General features: G+C 66.2%; 22 protein-coding genes and 1 riboswitch. Of the genes, 10 read left to right on the top strand and 12 right to left on the bottom strand.

Annotated features, from left to right (window positions below):
• Positions 1-13 precede the first annotated feature (13 nt).
• The gene (locus KYT87_RS04515) at positions 14-1,537 is read right to left on the bottom strand and encodes a M48 family metalloprotease (protein WP_219991771.1); all 1,524 of its coding nucleotides are present in this window, start codon (positions 1,535-1,537) and stop codon (positions 14-16) included.
• 57 nt (positions 1,538-1,594) lie between these two features.
• Here KYT87_RS04515 and galU point away from each other — a divergent pair, with 57 nt between their 5' ends.
• Positions 1,595-2,446 carry a UTP--glucose-1-phosphate uridylyltransferase GalU gene (galU, locus tag KYT87_RS04510; protein WP_046803479.1) on the top strand — a complete coding sequence of 284 codons (852 nt, stop codon included), beginning with the start codon at positions 1,595-1,597 and terminating at the stop codon, positions 2,444-2,446.
• 23 nt (positions 2,447-2,469) lie between these two features.
• Here the strand turns inward: galU and KYT87_RS04505 are convergent, their stop codons facing one another.
• The 5 genes from KYT87_RS04505 to KYT87_RS04485 form a co-directional block, all read right to left on the bottom strand.
• Positions 2,470-3,342, bottom strand: coding sequence for a cytochrome c oxidase assembly protein (locus tag KYT87_RS04505; protein ID WP_104143544.1), 873 nt, complete (start codon positions 3,340-3,342; stop codon positions 2,470-2,472).
• A 98-nt stretch (positions 3,343-3,440) separates the two neighbouring features.
• Positions 3,441-4,553 (bottom strand): porin, encoded by a 1,113-nt coding sequence (locus KYT87_RS04500; protein ID WP_219991770.1) that lies wholly within the window; start codon positions 4,551-4,553, stop codon positions 3,441-3,443.
• A gap of 61 nt (positions 4,554-4,614) precedes the next feature.
• Positions 4,615-7,419 carry a magnesium-translocating P-type ATPase gene (mgtA, locus tag KYT87_RS04495; RefSeq protein WP_046803481.1) on the bottom strand — a complete coding sequence of 935 codons (2,805 nt, stop codon included), beginning with the start codon at positions 7,417-7,419 and terminating at the stop codon, positions 4,615-4,617.
• A gap of 424 nt (positions 7,420-7,843) precedes the next feature.
• Positions 7,844-8,182 (bottom strand): hypothetical protein, encoded by a 339-nt coding sequence (locus KYT87_RS04490; protein WP_039882806.1) that lies wholly within the window; start codon positions 8,180-8,182, stop codon positions 7,844-7,846.
• A gap of 462 nt (positions 8,183-8,644) precedes the next feature.
• The gene (locus tag KYT87_RS04485; protein ID WP_046803482.1) at positions 8,645-9,652 is read right to left on the bottom strand and encodes a sodium:calcium antiporter; all 1,008 of its coding nucleotides are present in this window, start codon (positions 9,650-9,652) and stop codon (positions 8,645-8,647) included.
• An 80-nt stretch (positions 9,653-9,732) separates the two neighbouring features.
• Positions 9,733-9,896, bottom strand: a riboswitch (yybP-ykoY riboswitch).
• A gap of 136 nt (positions 9,897-10,032) precedes the next feature.
• Here KYT87_RS04485 and KYT87_RS04480 point away from each other — a divergent pair.
• Positions 10,033-11,379, top strand: a complete 1,347-nt coding sequence (locus KYT87_RS04480; RefSeq protein ID WP_046803483.1) for an aminopeptidase P N-terminal domain-containing protein — start codon at positions 10,033-10,035, stop codon at positions 11,377-11,379.
• A 73-nt stretch (positions 11,380-11,452) separates the two neighbouring features.
• Here KYT87_RS04480 and KYT87_RS04475 read toward each other — a convergent pair whose 3' ends face one another.
• A complete protein-coding gene (locus tag KYT87_RS04475; protein ID WP_255593899.1) occupies positions 11,453-11,941 on the bottom strand; it encodes a hypothetical protein in 489 nt (162 codons plus the stop codon).
• 78 nt (positions 11,942-12,019) lie between these two features.
• Here KYT87_RS04475 and KYT87_RS04470 point away from each other — a divergent pair, with 78 nt between their 5' ends.
• The 6 genes from KYT87_RS04470 (at position 12,020) to ruvA (ending at position 17,583) form a co-directional block, all read left to right on the top strand.
• Complete coding sequence (locus tag KYT87_RS04470; RefSeq protein ID WP_219991769.1) at positions 12,020-13,303, top strand: UbiH/UbiF/VisC/COQ6 family ubiquinone biosynthesis hydroxylase; 1,284 nt, start codon at positions 12,020-12,022, stop codon at positions 13,301-13,303.
• 72 nt (positions 13,304-13,375) lie between these two features.
• Positions 13,376-14,401 (top strand): tRNA dihydrouridine synthase DusB, encoded by a 1,026-nt coding sequence (gene dusB, locus KYT87_RS04465; protein ID WP_046803485.1) that lies wholly within the window; start codon positions 13,376-13,378, stop codon positions 14,399-14,401.
• Between the two features lie 36 nt (positions 14,402-14,437).
• On the top strand, positions 14,438-14,677 hold the full coding sequence (locus KYT87_RS04460) for a helix-turn-helix domain-containing protein (protein WP_006217670.1): 240 nt from the start codon (positions 14,438-14,440) through the stop codon (positions 14,675-14,677).
• A gap of 106 nt (positions 14,678-14,783) precedes the next feature.
• Entirely contained in the window at positions 14,784-16,373 is a 1,590-nt protein-coding gene (gene purH, locus KYT87_RS04455; RefSeq protein ID WP_120154011.1) for a bifunctional phosphoribosylaminoimidazolecarboxamide formyltransferase/IMP cyclohydrolase, read from the top strand.
• Positions 16,373-16,921: a crossover junction endodeoxyribonuclease RuvC gene (gene ruvC, locus KYT87_RS04450; protein ID WP_219991768.1), complete on the top strand. Its 549-nt coding sequence runs from the start codon at positions 16,373-16,375 to the stop codon at positions 16,919-16,921. Before purH ends, ruvC begins: the two co-directional genes overlap by 1 nt.
• 89 nt (positions 16,922-17,010) lie before the next feature.
• The gene (ruvA, locus tag KYT87_RS04445) at positions 17,011-17,583 is read left to right on the top strand and encodes a Holliday junction branch migration protein RuvA (protein ID WP_046803488.1); all 573 of its coding nucleotides are present in this window, start codon (positions 17,011-17,013) and stop codon (positions 17,581-17,583) included.
• Here the strand turns inward: ruvA and KYT87_RS04440 are convergent.
• The 5 genes from KYT87_RS04440 to KYT87_RS04420 all read right to left on the bottom strand — a co-directional run bounded on the left by KYT87_RS04440 (position 17,580) and on the right by KYT87_RS04420 (position 23,130).
• On the bottom strand, positions 17,580-18,500 hold the full coding sequence (locus KYT87_RS04440; RefSeq protein WP_104143536.1) for a complex I NDUFA9 subunit family protein: 921 nt from the start codon (positions 18,498-18,500) through the stop codon (positions 17,580-17,582). The genes ruvA and KYT87_RS04440 overlap by 4 nt on opposite strands.
• 104 nt (positions 18,501-18,604) lie before the next feature.
• The gene (locus tag KYT87_RS04435) at positions 18,605-19,570 is read right to left on the bottom strand and encodes a threo-3-hydroxy-L-aspartate ammonia-lyase (RefSeq protein WP_219991767.1); all 966 of its coding nucleotides are present in this window, start codon (positions 19,568-19,570) and stop codon (positions 18,605-18,607) included.
• A gap of 91 nt (positions 19,571-19,661) precedes the next feature.
• Entirely contained in the window at positions 19,662-20,735 is a 1,074-nt protein-coding gene (ruvB, locus tag KYT87_RS04430; protein WP_046803491.1) for a Holliday junction branch migration DNA helicase RuvB, read from the bottom strand.
• A gap of 101 nt (positions 20,736-20,836) precedes the next feature.
• Complete coding sequence (locus KYT87_RS04425) at positions 20,837-22,429, bottom strand: ATP-binding protein (RefSeq protein WP_219991766.1); 1,593 nt, start codon at positions 22,427-22,429, stop codon at positions 20,837-20,839.
• Positions 22,429-23,130, bottom strand: coding sequence for a response regulator (locus KYT87_RS04420; RefSeq protein ID WP_039882801.1), 702 nt, complete (start codon positions 23,128-23,130; stop codon positions 22,429-22,431). Before KYT87_RS04420 ends, KYT87_RS04425 begins: the two co-directional genes overlap by 1 nt.
• Positions 23,131-23,422: 292 nt before the next feature.
• On the opposite strand from KYT87_RS04420, the gene KYT87_RS04415 reads away from it, so the two are divergent.
• Positions 23,423-24,784: a fimbrial protein gene (locus KYT87_RS04415; RefSeq protein ID WP_255593896.1), complete on the top strand. Its 1,362-nt coding sequence runs from the start codon at positions 23,423-23,425 to the stop codon at positions 24,782-24,784.
• 92 nt (positions 24,785-24,876) lie between these two features.
• A complete protein-coding gene (gene recQ, locus KYT87_RS04410) occupies positions 24,877-26,706 on the top strand; it encodes a DNA helicase RecQ (RefSeq protein WP_046803494.1) in 1,830 nt (609 codons plus the stop codon).
• The last annotated feature ends 37 nt before the right edge of the window (positions 26,707-26,743 follow it).

The following is a 26,743-nucleotide window of genomic DNA, read 5'->3' as shown; positions in this document are numbered from 1 at the left end:
ATGCCGCCCGCCATCAGCCCGATTTGAAGCGTTCCAGCAGCTGTCGTTCTTCGGCCAGCTTGTCTTTGACTTCCTTGATCTGCACGTCGATCTGCGATTGCTCGTAGAAGTCGGTCGACAGGCCGCGCGCCTGCTGTAGCTGCGACTCGGCGGCGGCGAACGCTCCGGTCATGACATAAAACCGCGCCAGGTCTCGGCGCGCCTGCACGGGCTTGCCGTTGCGCTCTTCGCTTTGCGCCAGCATCTGATACAGGCTGGGTTCGTCGCTGCCCCATTGCTTGATCTTGGCGCGCAGATAATCCTGCGCCTCGGCATGGCGGCCGTTGCTTTGCAGCGCCTGCGCATAGCCGATACCCAGCGCCCGCTGGTCCGGCCAGCGCTTGGCGGCGGCCTGCGCCAACTCCACGGCGCGGGCGGTGTCCTTGCGCGCCAGCGCAATGTCGACGCTAAGCTTGGCCAGTTGCGCGGAATTGCGCCCATTTGCGGTGGCCAGGTTCCAGTACCGGTCGGCCTCAGCCAGGTTGTTGCGCTGGAACGCTTGCAGGGCCAGCCCGTAATAGGCGGCCGACTGCCGCACCCCTGACAGCGCTTGCGCCTCGTCCTGCAATTGCTGCCCGGCCGAGCGCAGGCTGACGGCGTCGCGCCCCTGCACCACGCGCATCTTGGCGCGCACGTACCAAAAATCGTCGCTGTCGATATGGCGCGAAGCCGGCAATGACCGCACCCGGTTCTGGACATCGGACATCCGTTCGATGGACAAAGGGTGGGTGCTGGCCCATGAACCGCCGCCGGCCCCTTCGTTCAGGCGCGACGCATTCATCAGCCGCGAGAACATCTGGGACATGCCCTCGGCGTCGTACCCCGCCTTGGTCAGCATCTGGAAACCGGCCCGGTCGGCCTCGCGTTCCGCATCGCGTGAAAAGCCCAGCTGTCGATTGATGGCGGCGGCCTGGCCAAACGCCGCCACGCCCATCGCCAGGTTGCCGCCGCCACCGGCCAGCGCGGCCAGCAACGCGCCGGCCAGGCTGGCCAGCATCACCATGCCGTTCTGGTTCTGCTGCGTCATGCCGCGCGCGATGTGGCGCTGCACGACGTGGCCGATTTCGTGCGCCAGGACGGCGGCCAGTTCCGATTCGCTGCCCGAGGACACGATCAGGCCGGTATTGACGCCGATAAATCCGCCCGGCATCGCAAAAGCGTTGATTTCGGGGTCGCGCACGCCAAACATTTCGACGTCGGGCACGGCCCCCGGCGCAAAGGCCGCCAGCTTGCGGCCCATGGTGGTCAGATATTGGCTGAGCTCGGGGTCGTCGACATAAGTCGGGTCACGCCGGCCTTGCGACATGATGGCCTCGCCCAGGCTGCGTTCCAGCATGGGCGAGAGCTCGGCGGCGGATGCGGCCCCCATGGTTGGCAGACCCACCGGTTGCGCCCAGGCGGCAACGGGAAGGGAGGGGGCGATCAACGCGGCGCTCAGGGCGAGAATCGCGCTTCGTTTCGCAATAGCGCAAATGGATGGCATGTTCCTGCGGTTCATAAGCCTATGATAGCGATGAGCTTAAAATGTTTCATCGATACTCCCAACGAGGTCTCAATGCGTCCCGTCCGTAAAGCCGTTTTCCCTGTCGCCGGCATGGGCACCCGCTTCCTGCCCGCCACCAAGGCGATGCCCAAGGAAATGCTGCCCGTGGTCGATAAGCCATTGATTCAATACGCCGTTGAAGAAGCGGTCGCCGCCGGCATCACCGATCTGATCTTCGTGACGGGCCGCAACAAGCGCGCCATCGAAGACCACTTCGACTCGGCCCCGGAACTTGAATCCGACCTGGAAAGCAAAGCCAAGCACGAGCTGCTTGCCATGGTGCGGGGCATTCTACCCGCGCATGTCAATTGCCTCTACATCCGCCAATCCGCGCCGCTGGGCCTGGGCCACGCCGTGTTGTCGGCCGCCCCCGCCGTGGGCGACGAACCCTTTGCCGTATTGCTGGCCGATGACCTGATCGACGCCGACACGCCGGCCATGAAGCAATTGGTGGATGTGGCCGTGGCCCAGAACGCCAGCGTGTTGGGCGTGCAGGATGTGCCCCGCGCCGATACCCGCAAGTACGGCATCGTGGCCACGCGCGCCGGCGAAGCGAACCTGGATCCGCGCACGGAGCGCGTCACGCATATTGTGGAAAAGCCCGAGCCCGATGCCGCCCCGTCGACGCTGGCCGTCGTGGGCCGCTACGTGCTGGAAGCCGCCATTTTTGACCACCTGCGTTCAACCAAGATGGGCGCGGGCAACGAAATCCAGCTGACGGACGGCATCGCCTCGCTGATGCGCGAGCGCGCCGTGTTCGCGCACCGCTTTGACGGCGTGCGCTACGACTGCGGCAACAAGGCGGGGATGTTCCAGGCCACCGTGGCGCTGGGCAAGAAGTATCACGGACTGGTGCCGGAATAAGCCCCGGCCCGCCTGAACCACGTTCAGGCGGATAGCGCCGCACGGGCCTTGGCCCGGGCGCGCGCATCGCGGTCCACCTTGCGCAGCCGCCCCTTGGCGGACAAGCGCATCAAGGTGCCCAAGGCCACCATCAAGCCGATCACCTCGACCAAGGCAGCCGGAATCCACATCGTGAGGCCGCCGATGGTCTGGTCTGTTTGCGCCGACATGGCGATGGCGCGGCCACAGAGCTCAAACAACGGATAGATATCGCTTTCAGTGAAGGCGATGACGGCGCCCGCCACCATCTGCGGCAGCATGGTCAGCACCGGAGAAATCACGCGTCCGCCCGGCGTCATGGCCGCGGGCGGCGCGGGGCGGCGGTCCAGGATCAGGTTCCAGTACATGAAGCCGCTGATCACCACGGACCAGTTCATCAGGCGATACAGGCGCCAGTCCAGCATGGAATAGAACTGCACGGACGGAATCAGCCAGACCAGCACCAGGAAGACGAACAGCGTCGGCACGAAAATCTTGTTGGTCAGTACGGCAACGGTGACCCGCCCGCTACGCGTGCGCAGAAAGTCACGCAGCCGGATGCGCCAGGACATCGGCAGCCCGGCGCGCATGACCTGGCCCGGAAATGCCGCCATCACCAGCAGCGGACCCAAATGGTGTAGCACCAGATGCTGGATGCGGTGGATGAAGAACATCCGTTCGGCGTAGTAGTCGACGCGCGTATGCATCGACAGATACAGCAGCACCAGCCCCAGCCAAAAGAAAAAGCGACGCGCGCCGGTTACATGGTGGACGCGTTGCCCGCGCACGAACAGCACGATCGCCACCACGAAGGAGGCGACCAACGTGGGAGAGAACTCCCAGGGTATGAGCCATTCAAGACTATCCATGCGGGCCATCCGAAAGACATCGGGAAAGACGGGGCCGGCGGCGCGCGCCGGCCTGTGGGCTGATTGTAGTAGACCGCGCCGGCCCGTGGTCCGGTGGGCCGGCAGGATCAGAAGTGATGCGAAACGCCCGCTCCGACGCGCGTGGTGTGGGAATGGGCGGGGTCGAACTGGTCGTCCAGCGTGTAGTTGGACGCGTACCCGGCAAAGCCGTATAGCGTCGTGCGTGGTGACAAGGCATAGGTATAACCCAGGGTCGCCACCTGCGCCTTGCGCGCCGTCATGCCGTTGTCCCACTGCCAGTCGGGTCGCGCCAGGGACCACTGCACCAGCACGGTGCCCGGGCCGAACGGCACGCTGGCGCCCACCAGCCAGGCATTGATGGTGCCGCCCTGGACAAACGGGGCCGGACCCAGGCCCTGGCCCAGGTTGTCGGGGTCGCCGCCGTCCAGGCCGACATAGCCGTTTTGTTGCCGCGACCACGCCAGTGACAGTTTCAGCACTTCAAAGTCGTAAGCCGCGCCCAATTGCACGGCGCGGGGCCGCTTGGCCCCTGCTGCCGAATCGGAACCGGCCAGCTGCAATTGATCCCACGTGGCCACGGCCAGCAGTGGTCCGCTTTCATACTTCAGCCCGGCGCTGACCGCGCGGGTGTTCTGGTTGGACCGAAACCGATTCTGGTCGCCGGCATCGAACGAGTAGCCCGCGCCTAGCTGGAAGCCGTTCCAGTCCGCCGACGTCACGTTCACCATATTGCTGAACTGGAAGTTGTCCGAGGCCTTGAACGTGGCGCCCATGCCCATGTCCTTCCAGGACGCAATTTCCAGCGCGTTGCCGAACGTCTGGCCGATGGTGCGCTGGCGCCCCAGGCGCACCTCGCCATAGGTATCGTTGCCCAGGCCGACCCAGGCCGCGTAGTTGAACAGGCGGCCCTCGTCTTCCAGCTGGCCGCTGGACGGGTCGAAGCCGCTTTCAAGGCCGAAGCGGCTGCGCCAGCCGCCGCCCAGATCGTCGGTGCCCGACAACCCCCAAAGTGAATCCGTCAGCCCGCCGTTCAGCACGCCGGCGTGGCTGCCTTGGCCGGACACGCTGGTCACCGCTACCCCGGCATCGACGACCCCGTACAGGTGCAGGCCGAAGTCTTCGACGGCGGCGGCCGTGGCCAGCACGGGCGACAAAATCAGCCCACCGACCATGACGACCGCGCAGAATGCCTTTTTCATGCTTTCTCCTATCAGGGCGAGCACCTTTGCCCGCCCCGCCAGATGTGACCTTATTGCGGCCTTATTGCCAGCCGTAACGACGTACCCAAATGCCCTTGAGCAACTGCGTCAGCACGCAGTAGCTCAGCAACACCCCCACCAGCCAGGGGAAATAGCCCCATGGCAACGCTTGCAGCTGGAAGTACTCGGCCAGCGGCGAGAACGGCAGCATCAGGCCCAGCACCACCACCATTGCCGTCATCGCCATCAACGGCCAGGACGCCCGGCTTTGCAGGAAAGGAATGCGGCGCGTCCGGATCATGTGCACGATCAGCGTCTGCGACAGCAAGCCCTCAACGAACCAGCCGGACTGGAACAGCGTCTGATGCTCCGGCGCATTGGCATGGAACACAAACCACATGATGCCGAACAGCGCGATATCGAACAGCGAGCTGATCGGGCCGAAGAACACCATGAAGCGGCCCAGTCCGTCCGCATCCCATTGCTGCGGCTTCTTCAGCAGTTCTTCGTCGACATTGTCGAAGGGAATTGCCGTTTGCGATACGTCGTACATCAAATTCTGCAGCAGCAGGTGAATGGGCAGCATCGGCAGGAACGGCAGGAAGGCGCTGGCGACCAGCACCGAGAACACATTGCCGAAGTTCGAGCTGGCCGTCATCTTCAGGTACTTGAGCATGTTGCAAAAGGTCTTGCGGCCTTCGATCACGCCATCCTCCAGCACCATCAGGCTCTTTTCCAGCAAGATGATGTCGGCGGCTTCCTTCGAGATATCCACCGCGGAATCCACGGAAATACCGACGTCGGCCGCGCGCAGGGCCGGGGCGTCGTTGATGCCGTCGCCCATGAACCCCACCGTATCGCCTTGTGCACGCAGGCTGCGCACGATGCGTTCCTTGTGCGCGGGCGTCAGCCGGGCAAACACGTTGGCCTGGCGCACCGCCACCGCCAGTTCCGCATCGTCCATGGCTTCAATCTGCGCGCCCAGATACACGCCGCGCACCTCGAAATCGACCTCGCGGCAGACTTTCTGCGTGACCAGTTCCACGTCTCCGGTCAACACCTTGACCTCGATGCCGGACGCCTTCAGCGCGGCCAGCGCCGGGCCGGTCGATTCCTTGGGAGGATCCAGGAAGGCGATGTACCCCACCAGCACCAGGTCGGACTCGTCGGCCACGCCATAGGCCAGTTGCGTGGGCGGCATTTCCTTGACGCCCACCGCGATGACGCGCAGCCCGTCGCGGTTCAGCTCGGCCGTGACGCGCCGGATATCCGCGCGCCGCGCGTCGGTCAGCGGAAATACCGAATCGCCCACGCGCAAGCCCGTGCACGCCGTCAGCATTTCTTCCAGCGCGCCTTTGCAGATCAACTCGTGATGGTCACGGCCGTTTTCCGTTTCGTTGACGACAACGGACATCCGCCGCCGCGAAAAATCAAAAGGAATCTCATCGACCTTGCGGTACTTGGTGGCCAGGTTCAGGCTGCGCTTGACCTCGGCATGCTGCAACACCGCCACATCCAGCAGGTTCTTCAGGCCGGTCTGGTAGTAGCTGTTCAGGTAGGCATAGGCCAACACATCGTCGCTGCTGGATCCGTACACGTCGGTGTGGCGTTCCAGCACGATGCGGTCTTGCGTCAGCGTGCCCGTCTTGTCGGTGCACAGCACGTTCATCGCGCCCAGGTTCTGGATCGCGTCCAGGCGCTTGACGACGACCTTGCGGCGCGACATGCGCAACGCGCCCTTGGCCAGCGTGGCGGTAACGATCATCGGCAGCATTTCCGGCGTCAGGCCCACGGCGATTGCCAGCGCGAACAGCAAGGCTTCCAGCCAATCGCCCTTGGTGACGCCATTGATGACGAAGACGATGGGAGCCATGACCAGCATGAAGCGGATCAACACCCAGCTGACACGGTTGATGCCTTGCTGAAACTGCGTCGGGGCGCGGCTTTCCTGCGTGACCCGGCCGGCCAGCTGACCAAAGTAGGTATTGGCGCCGGTGGCGATGACCAGCGCGCTGCCCGATCCGCTGACCACGTTGGTGCCCATGAAAGCCATGTTTTCCAGCTCTAGCGAGTTGTCGGTTTCCTCGCGCTGGACGGCGTGCTTTTCAACGGGCAGGGATTCGCCCGTCAAGGCGGCCTGGGCGATGAACAGGTCCTTGGCGTTCAGGATGCGGCAGTCGGCGGGGATCATGTCGCCGGCCGAAAGCAGCACCACGTCGCCGGGCACCAGTTCAGCCAGCGGCACTTCCAGCTGGTACGAGCCCGAGTCGTGCAACGGGGCGCCGAACACGCGCCGGCCGTTGGCGGCATCCGGCGTCAGCACGTCCGCGCGCAGCACGGTAGCGGTGTTCTGTACCATGGCTTTCAGCGCTTCGGCCGCGCGGTTCGAGCGCAGTTCCTGGGCAAAGCGCAGCACAGTGGAAATCACCACCATGGAGCCGATGATGGCCACGGCTGTCCACGACTTGTCGTCGGCCTCGGCCATCCGCACGTCGGTCAGCCAGGACAGGCCGGCCAGCGCCGTCAGCAGCAGATTGAACGGGTTGCGGTACGACAGCCACAGGTGCGAATACCAGGACAGCGGCTTTTCGTGGTCGACTTCGTTGGCGCCGTGGCGTTCGCGGGCAGCGTCAGCCTGGGCTTGCGTCAAGCCGCCACGGCCACTGGCCAACTGCGTGAACAAGGCGTCCAGCCCCATGCGGGATTGCTCCAGCATGCGGCGGTTGGCGCGCCGCGATGCCTCCGACGGCGTCGACGCAACGGCGGTTTGAGCGCCCTGTTCAAGAATGGGGGTGCGGCGGAAGTGACGGCCTGCGCGGCGGCGGCCGGCGGCCGACGAAAAGAAGGATTTCAGGAAGGTAAACATCGGAGTGCTCCGGTTTTTCTTGGATTTCTTGTCGGAGACACGGCTTTCCCGCCCAGGCGCCGGCCACGCGGGCAGGAACGGGCCACGGCCATGATGGAAAGCCGTGGGTCCGCCCATGCGGGCGTGCGCAGGCACCGGGGCAATGTTGCCGGTGTCCGGATCGCGGTGAATCGCGCCGGAGTGCAAAAAACGGAAAGGGAGCTAGCTGGGAATCGAAACCGGCGCCGTGGACGCGTTCGTCAGTGGGACGCGGTAAGGCCGGGGATTCAATGCTGCGGAGTCCGTCGGAACCGGAAGTCTGTCCGGCCGGTCGGCTCGCAGGCGAGAAGACAGGTCAGACAGGCATGCCGGCGCCATGCACTTGGCGCAATCGAGGGTCGGGGTCTAAGGCACTAGGCATGATCTCTCCTGGGACAAGTGGGCGTTACGCAGCCATTGCGGCGGCTTGCGCGCCGAAATGCACGTGGCGCACGGCGGGGTTGGCGCTGAGGCGGCGTGCTTGCGACATCAATTCAGCACGCAGTTCGGGCGGGCAATTGACGGTGATGCAAGCCGATGCCAGGTTGGGGTCGCGGCCTTGGTCGACCTGCACTTGCGAGACATCCAGGCCGGCGGCGCTGAAGTCCAGGCAGATCTGTTTGCGCAAGGCGCCCAGTTCGTCGCGCGGGCAAATGACCGTCAAACGCGACGTGCCGCGACGGCGGCCCAGGGCGGTGGCACGGTCTACGCCGGCGCGGCGTAGGAACAAGTCGAAGAAACGCATAACGACCTCCATTGCGAAAATGGGGAGCGTGATCGCGAGTACGCGTGCAGCCGGACGCAGCGCATGGCAAACGCGCACAAAAGACGTGCACGAACGCTGACGCTGCGACTAGCGGCGGTTCTGGCGGTTTACGTTGGGGAATTTCCCGGCAAGCCGAAGGCTTGCGCTATTGCCCGGGGTGGAACCCTGGGCTTGGGATACGCCGCAACCTGTATGACAGGATGCGGCAGATGGAGCTCTGCGTGTTTCCTGTCAGACAGCGATGTCGATGCAAGATCGACTACTTTCGCCGGAATCGGTATTCACGAAGACTGCTCCTGGGATGGATAACGGACGGATTTTACGCGGGTTTCCACTGATGGACAAGGTTTTTGCGGTGCAACGACGCAACTGATGCAAAAAAGAAAAGCGGCGCGGGCCTGGCAGGCCGTGCGCCATGTTTTCCGTACAGGCCAGCTGCTGTCAGGCGTAGAAATGCCAGCCCAGATAGGCCGCGAACAGGGCATAAAAACCGCCCACCGCCGACAACGCGGGCACGCTCATGACCGAGCGGCGAAAGCGCAGCCACAACAGGCCGATCGACAGCATCGTGAACAGGCCCGCCGCCAGCAAGGGCGCATCCAGCAGCCACGGCGTCATGAAAATACCGAGCGCGCTGGGTATGGTGGCCTGGATCATCATGGCGCCCGAAATATTCGCCAGCGCCAACCGTTCCTTGCCCTGCCGGACCCAGATCAGCGCATTCATGATTTCAGGCAGCTCAGTGGCCACGGGCGCCAGCAACAAGGCGGCCACGTGCGGGGACGCGCCCATGGCGACGCCCAGCAGCTCGATCTGGTTGACGAACACGTGCGATGCACCGGCAATCACCACCAGCGCCAGCACGGTTTGCATCGCCGCCCAGAACATCGACGGGTCGGTGTCGCGGGGCCGCAGCTTGAGCGGTTCGAGGTCTTCGGAATCGGCCCGTTCTTCGTCATGGCTAAGTTCGCGTTTGACGTACATGCCGTAAGTGGCCAGGAACAGAATGCCCAGCCAGGGCTTCCAGGCAAAGGCCAGCAGGCCCAGCCCCACCTTGAAAACGAAAATGCCCATGAACCAGGCCTGGTCGCGGGCCAGCCGGCGCTGGTCCGCGTTGATACAGTTGGCTTTTTCCGGCTGGCCTCCACGGCGGGCGCGCCACAGCGCGATGCCCACCACGGCGTACGCCAGGGTCGCCAGCACCAGCGGGCCGCCCATGGCTGCGCCGACGCCGATGTCTTTCTGTTCAGGGGTGTCGCCGAACACGACGGCCATGAAAGTGACCGCGCTTTCGGGCAAGGCCGTGCCAAAGGCCGCCAGCACGGTGCCGGTAGCGGTAGCGCCCAGGTGGAAGCGGTGTCCGACCCATTCAACGCCATTGACGAAGAATTCGCAGGCGAAATAAATCACTGCCGCGGACAGGAAAAACAGGAACAGGGTGAGCAACATATGAACGCAGCCGGACGAGCAGAAACCAATTGGCGCGACGCAACGGCTCGCCCGGCTAGGGTGAACGCTACGCGGCCAAAGGTCTCGCCTGGCTGATCCATGCGGCGGGCGGGCCGCTTGCATGGAAACCGTTAGCGCCATGGAGTTCTAGCAACCGCTACGCGGCACTGAACCACCAAGTCTGTTGACGCTAACTCCTTTGGGGGCAAAGGATGGCTACTCCCCAATGACAGAGCCGCGATTGTAGCAGCGCAAATCGCGCCGTCCAGTCAAATTCGCCTGGACCGCGCCGGTTGGCTTTCTGCTGTTGCGCGCGCGCGATAGCGGGGTAAAGTAAGCCGCATCCCTCACCTTTCGCGGGGCTCGCGCCCCTGCCCGCCATGAGCCTGCCTCCCGCCGACATCGCTCCCTTTGCCGCCCGCCGCCAACGCTTGATGGAACGGATGCGCGCCGACGGCGGCGGCATCGCCATCTTGCCGACCGCCCCCGAGGCGATCCGCAACCGCGACGCCGAGTTCCCTTACCGCCACGACAGCGACTTTTTCTACCTGACCGGTTTCACCGAGCCGGCAGCCTGGCTGGTACTGATCGCGGGCGCCACGGATCGCGCGCTGTTGTTTTGCCGGCCGCGCCATGTCGAACATGAAATATGGGAAGGCAAGCGGTTCGGCCCCGAAGCGGCCGCCGATTACTTCGGCTTTGACGACGCGCACCCGATCGATGCGCTGGACGAACTGATACCAAAGCTGATGCTGGACCACCCCACGCTGTATGCGCCCCTGGCCGGCGACAAGCATCGCGACGGCCGCCTGCATCGCTGGCTGTCCGCCGCGCGTGATGCGGGGCGGGCCGGGCATGCGCCGCCCAGTCGGCAACAAGACATTCGACCGTTGCTGGCGGAAATGCGGCTGATCAAGGACGCCTCTGAAATCGCCAGCATGCGGCGCGCCGCCAAAATATCGGCCGGCGCGCACGCCCGCGCCATGCGCGTGGCCCGACCCGGCATGCACGAATACGAACTGGAAGCGGAACTGCTCTATGAATTTCGCCGCCACGGCGCCCAGGCCGTGGCCTACAACAGCATCGTTGCGGCGGGCGCCAACGCCTGCGTGCTGCATTACCCGGCAGGTGAAGCCGTGCTGCGCGACGGCGACCTGGTGCTGATCGACGCGGGCTGCGAAGTCGACAGCTACGCCAGCGACATCACTCGGACCTTTCCCGTCAACGGGCGCTACAGCGGCCCGCAGCGCGCGCTGTACGACCTGACCGTGGCCGCGCAAGAAGCCGCGGCGGCGGCCACCGCGCCCGGGCGCACCTTCAACGACGGCCACGACGCCGCGTTGCGCGTGCTGGCACAGGGCATGATCGACTTGAAGCTGCTGAAGGGGTCCCTGGACGGCGTGCTGGAATCGGGCGACTACAGCCGCTTTTACATGCACCGCACCGGCCATTGGCTGGGGCTGGACGTGCACGACGTGGGCGATTATCGGCAACCCGGCCCCGCCCAGCCCTCCGGCGACCGGCCGTGGCGCACGCTGGAACGGGGCATGATGCTGACGATCGAACCCGGCATCTACGTGCGCCCCTCGGACGATGTGCCGGAAAGCTACTGGAACATCGGCATCCGCACCGAGGACGATGCGCTGGTTACCGATGAAGGCTGCGAATTGATCACGCGCGGGGTGCCGGTGCAGGCATCCGAAATCGAAGCGTTGATGCGCGAATAGGGCCGCCGGGCGGGGGCGGAAAGCGCAGCAGGCCGTGGGCAGCAATGAGCGCTGCGGCGGACAGCATCCCGCGCTACAGCACCAGCCCGTCCAGCCAGCCCATGGCGACCCAGACGTAGACCACCACCATCGCGATGGCGAACATCGACACCACCGAACCCACCAGGCAGGCCAGCAGCGCCACCAGCACCGGGCCCCAGCCCGTGGACGTGGGCCGCCCCAGGTCGGGGTTGTAGCACCGGTCGAATTTTTCGTCGGACATCAGCGAGAACACGGCGCTTTCAATGAAGCCGTCGATCATCGGGATGAACAACAGGAAGAAGGCCGGGTTGTCGTACCAGACGGGGTAGAAGCGAAACGCGCAGAACAGGCTGACGACGGCCAGCAACGTTACCGCCCAGGCGTAGCGGCGGCCCAGGTACCACCAATGCGCGCCAAACGCGCCGAACAGGCAGGCCAGCAGCCCCACGGCGACCTTGCCGCGCGGGCGGCGGGCGGTGGCGGATGCAGTGGCGCTAACCGATGCAGCGGACACCGAAGAAGAAGCCTGAACCTGCGTCATGTCGATCAACCGGGAAGGGTTACGCGCGGCCCGCCGCGCTGGCTGTGCCGGATTGTAGTGGACGGTTAAAATCCCGGCATGACTGCATCCGCCTTCGATATCGCGATTCTTGGTGCCGGCCCCGTGGGCCGCGTACTGGCCCTGATGCTGGCGCGCGTCGCGCCGGACCCGTCGCGCATCGCCCTGCTGGCGGGCAGCGTTCCGGCAGCGGCCCCCGCCGCGCCGAGCACTGCGGGTCCGCCCGCCGCGGGGTCGCCCGCCGCGGGGTCGCCCGCCGCGGGATCGCCCGCCGCTACCATTCCCGCCGCTACCATTCCCGCCGCTACCAGCCCCGCCGCCACCATTCCCGCCGCCGATCCGCGCGTGCTTGCCATGAACCACGGCAGCCGCGTGTTGCTGGAGTCGTTGCTGGCGTGGCCGGATCGCTCGGCCGACATACGCAACATCCATGTGTCGCAGCGCGGCCGGCTGGGTCGCACGGTCATTCAGAACACCGATTTCAACGTGCCGCAGCTGGGCAGCGTGGTGGCCTATGCCGGCTTGCACGCCAAGCTGGACGAACGCGTGGCCGCCTGCGGCGTCACCGTGCTGTCCGGCCCCGCCGCGCAGGTCGAACGCCAGGACGCCGACGGCGTGCGCATCGCGCAGGGCGACAACACCCTGCTGTGCCGGGTGGCCGTGCAGTCCGACGGTGCCGGCGCCACGGACCTGCGCCGCGATTACGGCCAGCATGCCGTGCTGACGACGGCCCACGCCACGCTGCCGCGCCGGGGTTGGGCCTGGGAACGCTTTACCGCAGAAGGGCCGCTGGCCCTGTTGCCCCATCCGCAAACGCCCGATGCGTACTCGGTGGTCTGGTGCAGCGCCCCCGAACGCGCCAACGAACTGGCCGCGATGGACAACGCTGCGTTCTCTGCAGCGCTGACGCAAGCTTTTGGCGACCGCCTGGGCCGGCTGTCGAGCCAATCCCCGCGCCACGTCTTCCCGCTGGCGCTGGCCGCCCGGCGCGCCCAGGTGCAAGGGCGCGTGGTGGCCATCGGCAACGCCGCGCAGACGCTGCACCCCGTGGCCGGCCAGGGCCTGAACCTGGGCCTGCGCGACGCCGCCCGCCTGGCGCAGACGCTGGCCGGCTGGCTGGCGCAGCCGGAATCCAGCCCCACCGCGCGCCTGACGGAATTCGCACAGGCGCGGCAGGTCGACCGTTTCATCACCGCCGGCCTGACCGATTTGATGCCGCGCGTGTTCGCCACGGGGCTGGCGCCCGTCGAGCACGCCTGTGGACTGGCCTTGCTGGGCATGGACCTGGCTTCGCCCCTGCGCGCCCCCCTGGCCCAGCACTTGTTGCAGGGCTTTCGCGCCTGAACCGCGCCGCTTGTTACCAAGCTGTCGGCCTCTGAAAACAGGGGTCCGATTCGAGCCGGTTAAAATGTGACCATGCGCATAGGCCAATGGACCCTTCCCAACAACGTTCTTGTCGCGCCCATGGCGGGCGTGACGGACCGTCCGTTCCGACAACTTTGCAAGAAGTTGGGGGCGGGCTACGCCGTGTCCGAGATGGCCGCCAGCAACCCCAAGCTATGGGATAGCGTCAAGACGTCCCGGCGGCTGAATCATGATGGCGAGATCGCCCCTATTTCGGTCCAGATCGCGGGCGCCGACCCGGCCATGATGGCCGAGGCCGCCGTCTTCAACGCCGGCAAGGGCGCGCGCATTATCGACATCAACATGGGCTGCCCGGTCAAGAAGGTGTGCAACGTGGCGTCCGGGTCCGCGCTGCTGCGCCACGAAGACCTGATCGTCCGCATCCTGGACGCCGTGGTCTCGGCCTGCGCGCCGCTGGGCGTGCCGGTCACGCTGAAGACCCGCACCGGCTGGGACCGCGACAGCCGCAACGCGCTGCGGGTGGCCAAGCTGGCCGAAAATGCCGGCATCGCGGCGCTGACGCTGCACGGCCGCACCCGCGCCGACCTCTATACGGGCGAGGCGGAATATGACACTATCCGCGCCGTCAAGGCCGAGCTGACCATCCCCGTGATCGCAAACGGGGATATCGACTCGCCTGAAAAAGCCAAGCACGTCCTGGATTACACTGGCGCCGACGCGGTCATGATTGGCCGGGCGGCACAAGGCCGTCCCTGGATCTTCCGCGAAATCGATCACTATTTGCGCACGGGCGAGTCACTGGCCCCTCCCTCCTATGGGGAAATGCGCGAGCTGTTGCTTGAACATCTCGACGACCATTACCGGTTTTATGGCGAGCACACCGGCGTACGCACGGCGCGCAAGCATATTGGCTGGTATCTGGACGGCCTGCCGGGGGCGGATTCGTTCTGCGCCCACATGAACCTGATCGACAATACCCGCGACCAGTGGCGGGCGGTGTCGGATTGGTTCGATACCCTCTCGCGCGACGGAGAGCCCCATCCGGCGCCGGTCGCAGAAGCCCTGCTGGCGGCATAACCGCCTCAACACCAACATAAAAATATCTGTACTCAAATGAGCAAGAAAGATGTCCTGGAAGAATGCGTGCGCGCCAGCCTGGAGCGCTATTTCGAAGACTTGGGTGAATCCGAGCCCCACGATATGTGGGACATGGTGATGCGCTGCGTGGAACGCCCGGTGCTTGAAGTGGCGCTGGAGCGGTCGGGCGGCAACCAGTCGCGCGCATCCGAAATGCTGGGCATCACCCGCAACACCCTGCGCAAGAAGTTGCTGGCGCACAATATCCAGGTATAGCTTTTTCAAGAAGGACGGCCCCCCCGGCGGGCACCGTCCTTTCCTTCGCAGATTCCCATCCCGACCTGAACGAGAAAGGCCCACCGCCCGACTCCCGTCCCCCACCATGAAAATCGAAACCGCCCTGCTTTCGGTGTCCGACAAGACCGGCATCGTTGAATTTGCCCGCGCTTTGGCCGCGCGTGGCGTGCGCCTGCTGTCGACCGGCGGCACCGCCAAGCTGCTGGCCGACTCCGGCCTGACCGTCACCGAAGTGGCCGCCCACACGGGTTCGCCGGAAATCCTGGATGGCCGCGTCAAGACGCTGCACCCCAAGATTCACGGCGGCCTGCTGGCCCGTCGCGACAGCGCCGAGCACATGGACACCATCAAGGCGGCGGGCATCGACCGCATCGACATGCTGGTGGTGAACCTGTATCCGTTCCGTGAAACCGTGGCCAAGCCCGATTGCACGTTCGCGGACGCCGTCGAGAACATCGACATCGGCGGCCCGGCGATGCTGCGCGCGGCAGCCAAGAACCACGGCACCGAAGCGGGCGGCGTGACGGTCGTGATCGACCCGATCGACTACTCCCGCGTACTGGCCGAAATGGACAAGAGCGGCAGCACGTCCTACGGCCTGCGCCTGGCGCTGGCCTCGAAGGTCTACGCCCACACGGCGGCCTACGACGGCGCCATCGCCGCCTACCTGACCAGCCTGACCGAAGCCGAACCGGCCCAGGAAGCGGTGCCCGCCCGTAACGAATGGCCCGGCACGCTGACCTTGCAGGTCAAGCAGGAACAGGCGCTGCGCTACGGCGAAAACCCCCACCAGACCGCCGCGTTCTACGTCGACGCGCAGCGTCCGGCCGGGCTGCTGGGCAACTACCGCCAATTGCAGGGCAAGGAACTGTCCTACAACAACATCGCCGATGCCGACGCGGCATGGGAATGCGCGCGCAGCTTCGATGTGCCCGCCTGCGTCATCGTCAAGCACGCCAACCCGTGCGGTGTGGCCGTGGCGGCCGACACGCTGGGCGCCTACCAGCAAGCCTTCAAGACCGACCCGACGTCGGCCTTCGGCGGCATCATCGCCTTTAACCGTCCGGTGGACGCGGCCACGGCCGAAGCCGTCAGCGGCCAGTTCATGGAAGTGCTGCTGGCACCCGCCTACGACGGCGCCGCGCTGGCCATCCTGGCCGCCAAGAAGAACGTGCGCGTGCTGGAAGTGCCGATGGGCGTGGGCCAGAACGCCTTCGACATCAAGCGCGTGGGCGGCGGCTGGCTGGTGCAGACCCCGGACGCCTACAACGTGCCGCGCGATGCGCTCAAGGTGGTCAGCAAGCGCCAGCCCACCGAACAGGAAATGAACGACCTGGCTTTCGCCTGGAAGGTCGCCAAGTACGTCAAGTCCAACGCCATCGTGTTCGTGGGCGGCGGCATGACGCTGGGCGTGGGCGCCGGCCAGATGAGCCGCATCGACTCGGCCCGCATTGCGTCGATCAAGGCAGAAAACGCCGGCCTGACGCTGCAAGGCTCGGCCGTGGCGTCGGACGCGTTCTTCCCGTTCCGCGACGGCCTGGACGTGGTGGTGGCGGCGGGCGCAACCTGCGTCATCCAGCCGGGCGGCAGCATGCGTGACGATGAAGTCATCGCCGCTGCCGACGAGCACGGCATCGCCATGGTGCTGACCGGCACCCGCCACTTCCGCCACTGATGCGCGTCCTGGGCATCGATCCCGGCTTGCGCCGCACCGGCTTCGGTGTGATCGATGCCGAGGGCTCGCGGCTGCGCTATGTCGCCAGCGGGACCATCGTGGTCCCGCCGGCGCTGACGCTGGCCGAGCGCCTGAAAGTCATCCTGGACAATCTGCGCGAGGTCGCGCGCGACACGCGACCCGATGTCGCGGCGCTTGAAATCGTTTTCCTGAACACCAACCCCGCGTCTACCCTGCTGCTGGGCCAGGCCCGTGGCGCCGCGTTGTGCGCGCTGGCCGACAGTTCGCTGGCGGTGCATGAATACACGGCCTTGCAGATCAAGAAAGCCGTGGTCGGCACCGGCCGCGCCGCCAAGGAGCAGGTGCAGATGATGGTGCAGCACCTGCTGTCGCTGGACGGCGTGCCCGCGCCCGACTCCGCCGACGCGCTGGCCTGCGCCATCTGTCATGCCCACGTCGGCCCCTTGCAGGACAAGCTGGAACGGCTGGGCACGGCGCTGCGCATGGGCGGCAAGACGCGCCTGCGCAATGGCCGCCTGATCGGCTGAGCCCGCAGCGCACCGCCTGCCCGGGCGTATAGAATGCCCGCATTCGCCGCGCATTCCGCGCGCGCCATTGCTACCAGGCCATCATCACCATGATCGGACGCATTACCGGAACCCTGATTGAAAAGCTGCCTCCCACCATCTGTGTGGACGTGGGCGGCGTGGGGTATGACATCGACGTGTCCATGAGCACGCTGTATTCGCTGCCGGAGACCGGCGCGCGCGTCACGCTTTATACACACCTGACCGTGCGTGAAGACGCGCACATCCTGTATGGCTTCGGCACCGCCGGCGAACGCAGCGCGTTTCGCCAGCTGATCAAGGTCAGCGGCATTGGTGCGCGCACGGCGCTGTCGGTGTTGTCGGGGATGTCGGTGGCCGACCTGGCGCAGGCCATTACCTTGCAGGAATCGGGCCGCCTGACGCGCGTGCCCGGCATCGGCAAAAAAACGGCGGAACGCCTGTTGCTGGAAATGCGCGGCAAGCTGGGGGCGGATATCGGGGCGTCGTCGCACGCCACGCCGGATAACCAGTCGGACATTTTGAACGCCCTGCTGGCGCTGGGTTATTCAGAGAAGGAATCGCTGTCGGCGCTCAAGACCCTGCCCGAAGGCGTGGGCGTGTCCGACGGCATCAAGCAGGCATTGAAGGCGTTGGCGCGCTAAGGCGCCCGCTGTAGGTAGCGTGGCGCCACGGCTTCCAGGCCGGTCGGCACCACGCGCAATTCAGGCGCCATCGGCCCCACGCAGACGTTATCGCGGCGCAGGGAATCCAGGTTGTCGCGCGACATCAAGGGTTCGCCGGGCATGCACTCAAACAGGCGCGCCTGGATGCGCCCCACGCCCATCGGCACCGGTACCACCGGGCGCGGATGGCCGCTCCAGGCGGCGCACAGCCGCGCAATTTCACCCAGCGTGTAAACCTGCGGGCCGCCCAGTTCATAGGTTTTGCCACAGGTCTGGGAATCGCCCAGCGCGTTGGCCATGGCCACCACCACGTCGCCCACATACACCGGCTGCATGCGCGCGTTGGCGCCCGCCAGCGGCAAGACCGGCAGCCAGCGCGCCAGCGACGCAAACATATTCGTGAAGTTGTCGTCCGGGCCGAAGATGACCGAGGGCCGGAAGATCGTCCATCCCGTATCGTTGGCGGATGGGAATTCGCTTTTGACGGCGGCCTCGCCGTCGCCCTTGGAGCGCTGGTACATGCTGTCGCCCTGGGAATCCGCCCCCAGCGCGCTCATGTGCAGCAGGCGCCGAACCCCGTGACGTTGGCACGCCCGCGCAATGCGTTGCGGCAGATGCACGTGCGCCCGCGCGAACGCCGAACCATAAGGCCGGCCGACGTTGCCGTGCAAGATGCCGACAAGATTGACCACCGCGTCGCAACCCCGCACCAGGCGGTCCAGCACGGCATCGTCATGGATGTCGGTCTGGATCAGCGTGGTGGTCGGAAGGACTTGCAGTTCGCTGCCGCGCGCCAACAGGCGGGTGGGCACGATGATCTGGTGCAGGTCGGCGGAAAGTCGGGCAATCAGGTGACGGCCGATGAAACCGGTGCCGCCGATGACAAGGATACGCATGCCGCAGCCCCTGTTCGAGTCAGGATCGAGACCCGATTCTGCCCTGCACGGGCAACAACCGCAAGCACGCATCGACGGCCCGGGGACGGGCCGCCACTTCCGCGTCAGGACGCCAGCAGCCGGGAGTAGACCGGAAGGTCGACATTGCCACCGCTGATGATGACACCGACCCGCGCGCCGCTTACCGGCACCACGTTTTGCATGACCGCCGCGGCGGCCAGGCAGCCCGTGGGTTCCACCACCATCTTCATGCGTTCGGCAAAGAACTTCATGGTGGTGACCAACTGCGCGTCCGTGACGGTGACGATATCGCGCACATACTTCTGGATCAGCGGGAACGTCAGATTGCCAAGGTGCGTGGTGGCGGCGCCGTCAGCCAGCGTCTTGGGCGCGGGAATCCGGACGATTTCACCCTTGCGCAGCGACTGCTGGCCGTCATTGCCCGCTTCCGGCTCAACGCCGTACACCAAGCAACGCGGGCTTAGCGCAAACGCCGACAGGGCCGATCCCGACAACAAGCCGCCGCCGCCCAGGCAGACGAACAGATAGTCCAGTTCACCCACTTCCTCGAACAACTCCTTGGCCGCCGTGCCCTGCCCCGTGATCACGTCTTCGTGGTCGTAAGGCGGGATCAGCGTGGCCCCGGTTTCGGCCTGGATGCGCAGCGCGATCTGCTCGCGGTCTTCGGTGTAGCGATCGTAGGTGACGATCTTGCCGCCGTAGCCTTCCGTGGCGGCGCGCTTGGCCGCGGGGGCGTCCAGCGGCATGATGATCGTGGCCGACACGCCTTGCAGCTTGGAAGCCAGCGCGATGGCCTGCGCGTGATTGCCCGACGAAAACGTCACCACGCCCGCCGCGCGCTGCTCCGGCGTCAGGCGCGCGATGGCGTTGTAGCCGCCGCGAAACTTGAACGCGCCCATGCGCTGCAAATTCTCGCACTTGAAGAAGATCGACGCGCCGCTGATCGCGTCGGCCGTGGCCGAGGTCAGGACGGGCGTGCGGTGGGCGTTGCCGGCCAGGCGCTCGCTGGCGCGTACGACGTCATCATAGGTAGGCAGTTCGGGCAGCATGGAAATCTGGTCCTTTGATCGCGGGAATGTCGAAAAACCCCAGGATCATAAACCCGTCACGCCGATTGCGCCGCCCGCCGAGGCGACTAGCCTATTTGTTGAACAGGTCGCCGCTGCCGGTGGCCGCGCCCGCCGGTGGCGCCAGGCCCAGATGGCGCCAGGTGGACAGCGTGGCGGTGCGCCCGCGCGGCGTGCGTTGCAGGTAGCCGTGCTGGATCAGGTAAGGCTCGATCACGTCTTCGATGGTGTCGCGTTCTTCGCCGATCGCGGCGGCCAGGCTGTCCACGCCGACCGGGCCGCCATCGAACTTGTGGATGATGGCTTCAAGCAGCTTGCGGTCCATCAAGTCCAGGCCTTGGGGGTCCACTTCCAGCATGGCCAGCGCGCGGCCCGCGACGTCGGCGTCGATGGTGCCGCTGGCCTTGACCTCGGCGTAGTCGCGCACGCGGCGCAGCAGGCGGTTGGCGATGCGGGGCGTGCCGCGCGCACGGCGTGCCACTTCCGCCGCGCCGTCGGGCGTGATGACGGCGTTCAGCAAACCCGCGCTGCGGGTCACGATGTGGCCCAGGTCCGTGGCGTTGTAGAACTCAAGCCGCGACACGATGCCAAAACGATCACGCAGCGGGTTGGTCAACATGCCCGCTCGCGTGGTGGCGCCCACCAGCGTGAACGGTTGCAGGTCCAGCTTGACGCTGCGCGCGGCCGGGCCTTCACCGATCAGGATGTCGATCTGGAAGTCTTCCAGCGCCGGGTAGAGAATTTCCTCGACCACGGGCGACAGGCGGTGGATCTCGTCGATGAACAGCACATCGTTCTTTTCCAGGTTGGTCAGCAATGCCGCCAGGTCGCCGGGGCGTTCCAGCACGGGGCCGGACGTCTGGCGCAGCTGCACGCCCATTTCATGCGCAATGATGTGGGCCAGCGTGGTCTTGCCCAGGCCCGGGGGGCCGAACAGCAGCACGTGGTCCAGCGCCTCGCCGCGCTTGCGCGCGGCCGCGATGAAGATTTCAAGCTGTTCGCGGGCGCGCTGCTGGCCGACGTATTCCTGAAGGGCCTTGGGCCGCAAGGCGCGCTCGATCGATTCCTCGTTGGGCGACACCGGCTGCGGCGCCACGATACGAGGGGCGTCGGGACGAGAGGAAAGGGAATCGGACTGAATGGCCATGGTGCGAAAAACGACAAGGGACGAAGCAGGATGCATCGTACCGTATGGCGAGTCGGCGGGTGCGGGCCGTGGTGGGGGCGACTAGCTGGCCCCCACCCGCGTCAGCCGTTTTCCGACAACGGCAGCTTCACCCGTACGCACAGCCCGCCGGATTCCGCCTGGCGCAGTTCCAGGGACCCGCCGTGCGCGCGCGCAATCGCCTCGGCCAGCGCCAGCCCCAACCCCACGCTGCCCGTGCGGGTACGCGCGTCGTCCAGGCGGCTGAAGGGGCGCAGCGCCTCCTGGCGGCGTTCCGGCACGATGCCGGGGCCATGGTCCGACACGTCCAGCACGGCCTCGCGGTCTTCGCGGCGCAGGCTGACATTGACCGGCGGCGCGCCATGATTGAGCGCATTGCCGATCAGGTTATCCAACAGGCGGCCCAGCGCCACCGCGTCGGCCTGCACCACCAGCGGCGCATCGTCGTCCACGGACGCCAGATGGATATCGGTGCCCGCCCCCTGCCACGCGCCCACGCGTTCGACCAGCCAGTCGGACAGCACGATGGGTGCATAGCGGTAGGCGGCCGGGTCCGTGCCGCGCACAAAACCGATGAACTGGTCGACCATGTGCTGCATGTCTTGCAGGTCGGTGCGCAAGCCTTCCTTCAGCTTGGAATCGTCGGCCATTTCAATGCGCAGCCACATGCGCGACAACGGCCCCTTCAGGTCATGCGGCAGGCCGGACAGCAGCGTGCGGCGCACGGAGTCGGACTCGGCCAGGGCGTCCAGCATGGCGTTGAAGCGTTCGCCCAGCGCGCGGGTTTCGTGCGGGCCGGATGGTTCCACGCGCTGCGGCTGCCCGGCGGCAAGCTGGTCGGCCGCATCGGCCAAGCGCGTGATGGGGCGCGTGATGTGCCACGAAAAGCCCACGGCCAACAGCAGCAACAGGCCCAATCCGCCCAGCCAGGCCGCGATGAACGGCGTGGCAACGGGCGGGTCCAGCCGTTCCAGCGGAATGACCAGCCATTCGCGCAGGCGGGGTACGTCTTCGCTGGCGGAATTGGGCGCCAGCGAAATGAAGATCTCGGGCGTGGGGCCGCGCGACAGCGCCACGCGCGTGCCGTCATTGAGCCGTTCATTCAGCAACTGCACCAGCACGCGCAGGTCGCGACGGATGTCGTCGGGTTCGGGCTGGTAGCGCTTCATGCGCTCTTCATGGGCGGCGTGGTCGGCCTCGCGCTGCTGGGCGCTGCGCGAGTCGCCGGGCTCGACGCCACGCCCGTCAGACGGCGGCGGAGGCGGTGATTCGCCGGGCCGGGAGTCGGGTCGCGAATCGGGCCGGGTGTCGGGTCGGGCGTCGGAAGGCGGTGGCGGACGTGGCGCGGCACGTGGCGGCGGCGGCGGACGGCGGCCGTTGAAACGCTGAAGCTTGGCTTCGGCCGGCAACACGCGCGACCACAGTCGCCACTGGTTCTGCGACGCGGTGCGCACGAAATCGGCGCGGTCCTCGGCGGGCACCTCGGACAGCGCCGCGCGCAGCGTGCGGATCGTGGTGACGATATAGCCGATGGCCACGTCTTCCATGAACTTGTGACGGAAGTACGACACCGTCACCAGCGTGGCCGCTTGCGTCAACAGCACAGCGCCCAGGATCAGCAGGATCAGGCGCGCCCGCAACGAGCGCGGCACCAGGAAGCGGGCGGGAAAACGCATCAGGGGGAAAACCGGTAGCCGATGCCCCAGACGGTCTGGATCCAGCGCGGTTGCTTGGGGTCGTCTTCAATGACGCGGCGCAGGCGCAGGATGGCGATGTCGATGGCGCGGTCGTTGCGTTCGCCCGCGTCATCATCGCGCGCCAGCGCCAGCAGGCGTTCGCGCGACAACGGCTTGCCCGCGTTGCGCACCAGCGCTTCCAGCAGGTTGATTTCGCCGCCGGTCAGCTTGACGACGGTGCCGTCACGGGACAACTGGCGGGTGGACGGGTCGAACAGGAACGGGCCGAACGTGACCGGCGCGTCTTTGGTCAGCGCGGACGGGCCGCGCTTGCGACGCAGCACGGCTTCAATGCGGGCCAGCAGTTCGCGCGGGTCGAAGGGCTTGCCGACATAATCGTCGGCGCCGGCTTCCAGGCCGATGATGCGGTCCACCGCCTCGTCGCGCGCGGTCAGCAGAATGACGGGGATGTCCTCGCCTTGCTCGCGCAGGCGGCGGCAGGCGTCGGCGCCATCGCCGCCGGGCAGCATGCGGTCAAGCACGAGCAAGTCGGGCGCGTAGCGGGTAATGCGCGACGACAGATCGGTGGCGTCCGGCGCCAGCAAGGTGTCGTAGCCGTGCCGATTCAGGTAGTCGGCCAGCAATTGTCTTAGGGCCGGGTCGTCGTCCACGACCAGCAGCTTGGTATGAGGATTGTCCATGGATGCCATAGTGCGGCGCGGCGCGCCAAGCCGCAAGGGGCAGGAAATCAACTGAAATACACCTGTTGCATGATGTACGGCAGGTGTCTGGAAACGCTCCGGCAGCAGCTCCACGGGCGGTCGGCGCGTGATCGGCGGCGGGTTTGCAGGTGCTTGGCCGTCCGCAAAACCCGTTCCGGACCCTTTTCCGCACCGGCCCACTGGCCGTAAAATACGTGCTTGCCTTGCCGCTGGTCCGGTTTACTAAAAATCGTTTACAGCTACCGCGGCGTCCCCTTTCTACACTGTTTTTATGGTCGCCCCTGCAAACTGGCGCAGACGGCTGTTGCATGCGGCGCTGACGGCGGGAATGTGCTGCCCGCTGGCTACCGCGCTTGCCGACACGCTGGCTGCGTCCCCCCTTCCCAATTCGATGCCCGCCCAGGGCGCGCCGGTGCTTGTGGCACGCGGCATCGGCGTACTGTCCCCGGTACAGCCGATCCCCGTGCGTCCGGCGCCGTCGATCGAATCGCGTGCCGTGCCCCTGGGCCCGCCGCCCTGCGGCTTGCGGGCCGCCGAGCCGGCCTTGGACACCAGCGTGCAAGGCACCGAGGACAGCGGCGACGAAGCAATTCCCGGTTTGAATACGGGCTTGTCGCAAGGCATGGAGGGCGGCGCGCTGGCTTGCGACGATCAGGTTGCGGGCGCGGCCGACGGCAATGCGCCGGACGACAGCGGCACGTCGGACAGCGGCGTGCCGGACTATTCCTTCGCGCTGGAAGAAAGTGACATACCCCGCATCCCCGTCGTGGTGATTTCGGGCGTGTCGCGCCCGACTCGCCCGTGGTTTTCATCGGTCAGTGGCCAGGACGGCCTGCGTTACGGCGGCGACCGCAATTGGGTCTACCGCAACACCGCCGGCCCGTCGCTGACGGTGGGCAACATCAACGCCAACGCCCCCGCCTGGGGCAGCACCGCCCCGGTGGGCGGCTTGCAGATCGCCAATTGGGCCGGGTCGGCCGCCACCGTGCCAGAGGGCAGCTTTGGCTATTCGTCGTCGGTGGGCAAGCTCAACCGCATGGACCCCGCCGCCAGCTCAGGCGCGGTGGACTATGGCGCGTCGGTCGGAATGGGCAGCGTGCGCTACGGCCTGACGCCCGCGCTGACCGTCGAAGGCCAGATGCAAAGCGCCCCGTCGCTGACCACGCGCGGCATGGGCACCACCTATGCCGCTGGTGAATACGGCACCTTCCAGGCCGGCGCCACGCAAAGTTCGTTCGACGCGTCCAACGCCTGGCGCTACCGCTTCGGCTACAACGTCGAGGTCGCGGACGCCGTCAACCTGGGCTACACGAACGAGCAGATCGGCGCAGGCTTTGGCGACCTGTCCAATTACTCCGGCGGCGTGGCCGCGGCCCCGCAATCGCGCAACACGCTGTCGGCCGGTGTGCCGATCCAGGGCTGGGGCACCTTCAGCGGCACCTATTCGGGCCTGCACGAAGGCTCGGTGCTTGCCGAGCAGCGCGTGGGGCTGACCCACAGCATGTTCGTCGCGCCCAAGGTCAAGCTGGCCGTGGGCGCCGACCGCGACATCGTGTCGGGCAACTATGAATGGCGGGCCAACCTGAGCATGCCGGTGGACACCTTCATGCGCGGCACGTGGCTGAGCTGGTAGCAGGCCGCAAGCCGGACGGAAATATCCCCCTGAAACAGGCGCCCGGAAATTGCGGCTTAAAATCCCTGCCATGATGCTTCCGGCCTACCCCCATGTCTGACGCGCGCGCCCTGGGCGTACTACAGCGCGTTTTCGGTTACGAATCCTTCCGCGGCGACCAGCAAGCCATTGTCGAACAAGTGATCGACGGCGGCGACGCGCTGGTCCTGATGCCCACGGGCGGAGGGAAATCGCTCTGTTACCAGATTCCGTCGCTGGTGCGTGAAGGCACCGGCATTGTCGTGTCGCCCCTGATTGCGCTGATGCAGGACCAGGTCGACGCCCTGACCGAATTGGGCGTGCGCGCCGCGTTCCTGAACTCCACGCAGGACTGGCGCGTGGCCCGCGACGTCGAACAGGCGTTTCTGGCCGGCGAGCTGGATCTGCTTTACGTCGCCCCCGAACGGCTGCTGACCGACCGCTGCCTGCAACTGCTGGAACGCGGCCGCATCGCCCTGTTCGCTATCGACGAAGCGCATTGCGTGTCGCAGTGGGGCCATGATTTCCGGCCAGAATACCTGGGCCTGTCCATGCTGCACGAGCGCTGGCCCGATGTGCCACGCATCGCGCTGACGGCCACGGCCACGGCCGAGACCCGGACCGAGATCGCCCAACGCCTGTCGCTGGACGACGCCCGGCACTTCGTGTCCAGCTTCGACCGCCCCAACATCCGCTACCGCATCGTTGAAAAGAACGAAGTGCGCAAACAGCTGCTGGAAATGATCCGCACGGAACACCAGGGCGAGTCCGGCGTGGTGTACGGCCTGTCGCGGGCGCGGGTCGAGGAAACCGCCGAATTCCTGTGCAACCAGGGCATTGACGCCATGCCGTATCACGCGGGGCTCAGCCCGCAGGTGCGCGCCGCCAATCAGTCCCGGTTCCTGCGCGAAGACGGCGTGGTCATGGTGGCCACCATTGCCTTCGGCATGGGCATCGACAAGCCTGACGTGCGTTTTGTGGCGCACATCGACCTGCCCAAGTCGGTTGAAGGCTACTACCAGGAAACCGGCCGGGCCGGCCGTGATGGGCTGCCCGCCACGGCGTGGCTGGCTTACGGCCTGCAAGACGTGGTGCAACAGCGCCGCATGATCGATGAATCCCCCGGCGACGAATCCTATCGCCGTCGGTTGGGTCAACAGCTGGACGCGATGCTGGGTCTGTGCGAAACGGTGGAATGCCGGCGCGTGCGGCTGCTGGCGTACTTTGGCCAGCACATTACCGCCTGCGGCAACTGCGACGTCTGCCTGGAACCGCCGCAAGCCTGGGACGGCACGGTGGCCGCGCAGAAAGTGCTGTCCGCCGTTTACCGCTTGTGGAAAGAACGCGGCCAGCGCTATGGCGCGGGCCACATCATCGACATTCTGCGTGGCAAGGTCACCGACCGCACCAAGCAGCACGGCCATGAAACGCTAAGCGTGTTCGGCGTGGGCGAAGACCTTAGCGATACCGCGTGGCGCGGCGTGCTGCGCCAGCTGCTGGCGCAAGGCTTGTTGACGGTGGACAACGAAGGCTTCGGCACCCTGGCCCTGACCGAAGGCAGCCGCGCGGTGCTCAAGGGCGAACGCCAGCTGATGCTGCGCCGCGAATCCGAAAAGAAGACGCGGTCGGGCAAGACCAGCAGCGGGCGGCCCAAGGCAGCGGCCATCGACCTGCCGGCCGAACTGCAACCCGTGTTCGAAGCCCTGCGCGCCTGGCGCGGCGAAGTGGCCAAGAGCCACGGCGTGCCGGCCTATGTCATTTTCCATGACGCCACGCTGCGTGAAATTGCCCTGGCGCAGCCAGAGTCCATGGACGCCCTTAGCCACATCAGCGGCGTGGGCGCGCGCAAGCTGGAAGCCTACGGCGAAGAAATCCTGCAACGCGTGGCCAAGCCGGTGCTGTAAGGGCCCGCCCCTGGGGGGCGTTCCTTTTTCCGGCGCC

The sequence above is a fragment of the Achromobacter sp. ES-001 genome, assembly GCF_019448355.1.
GTDB lineage: Bacteria > Pseudomonadota > Gammaproteobacteria > Burkholderiales > Burkholderiaceae_B > Achromobacter > Achromobacter spanius_B.
Note: the sequence above shows the minus strand (reverse complement) of the source record. Positions and strands in the feature narration are given on the sequence as shown.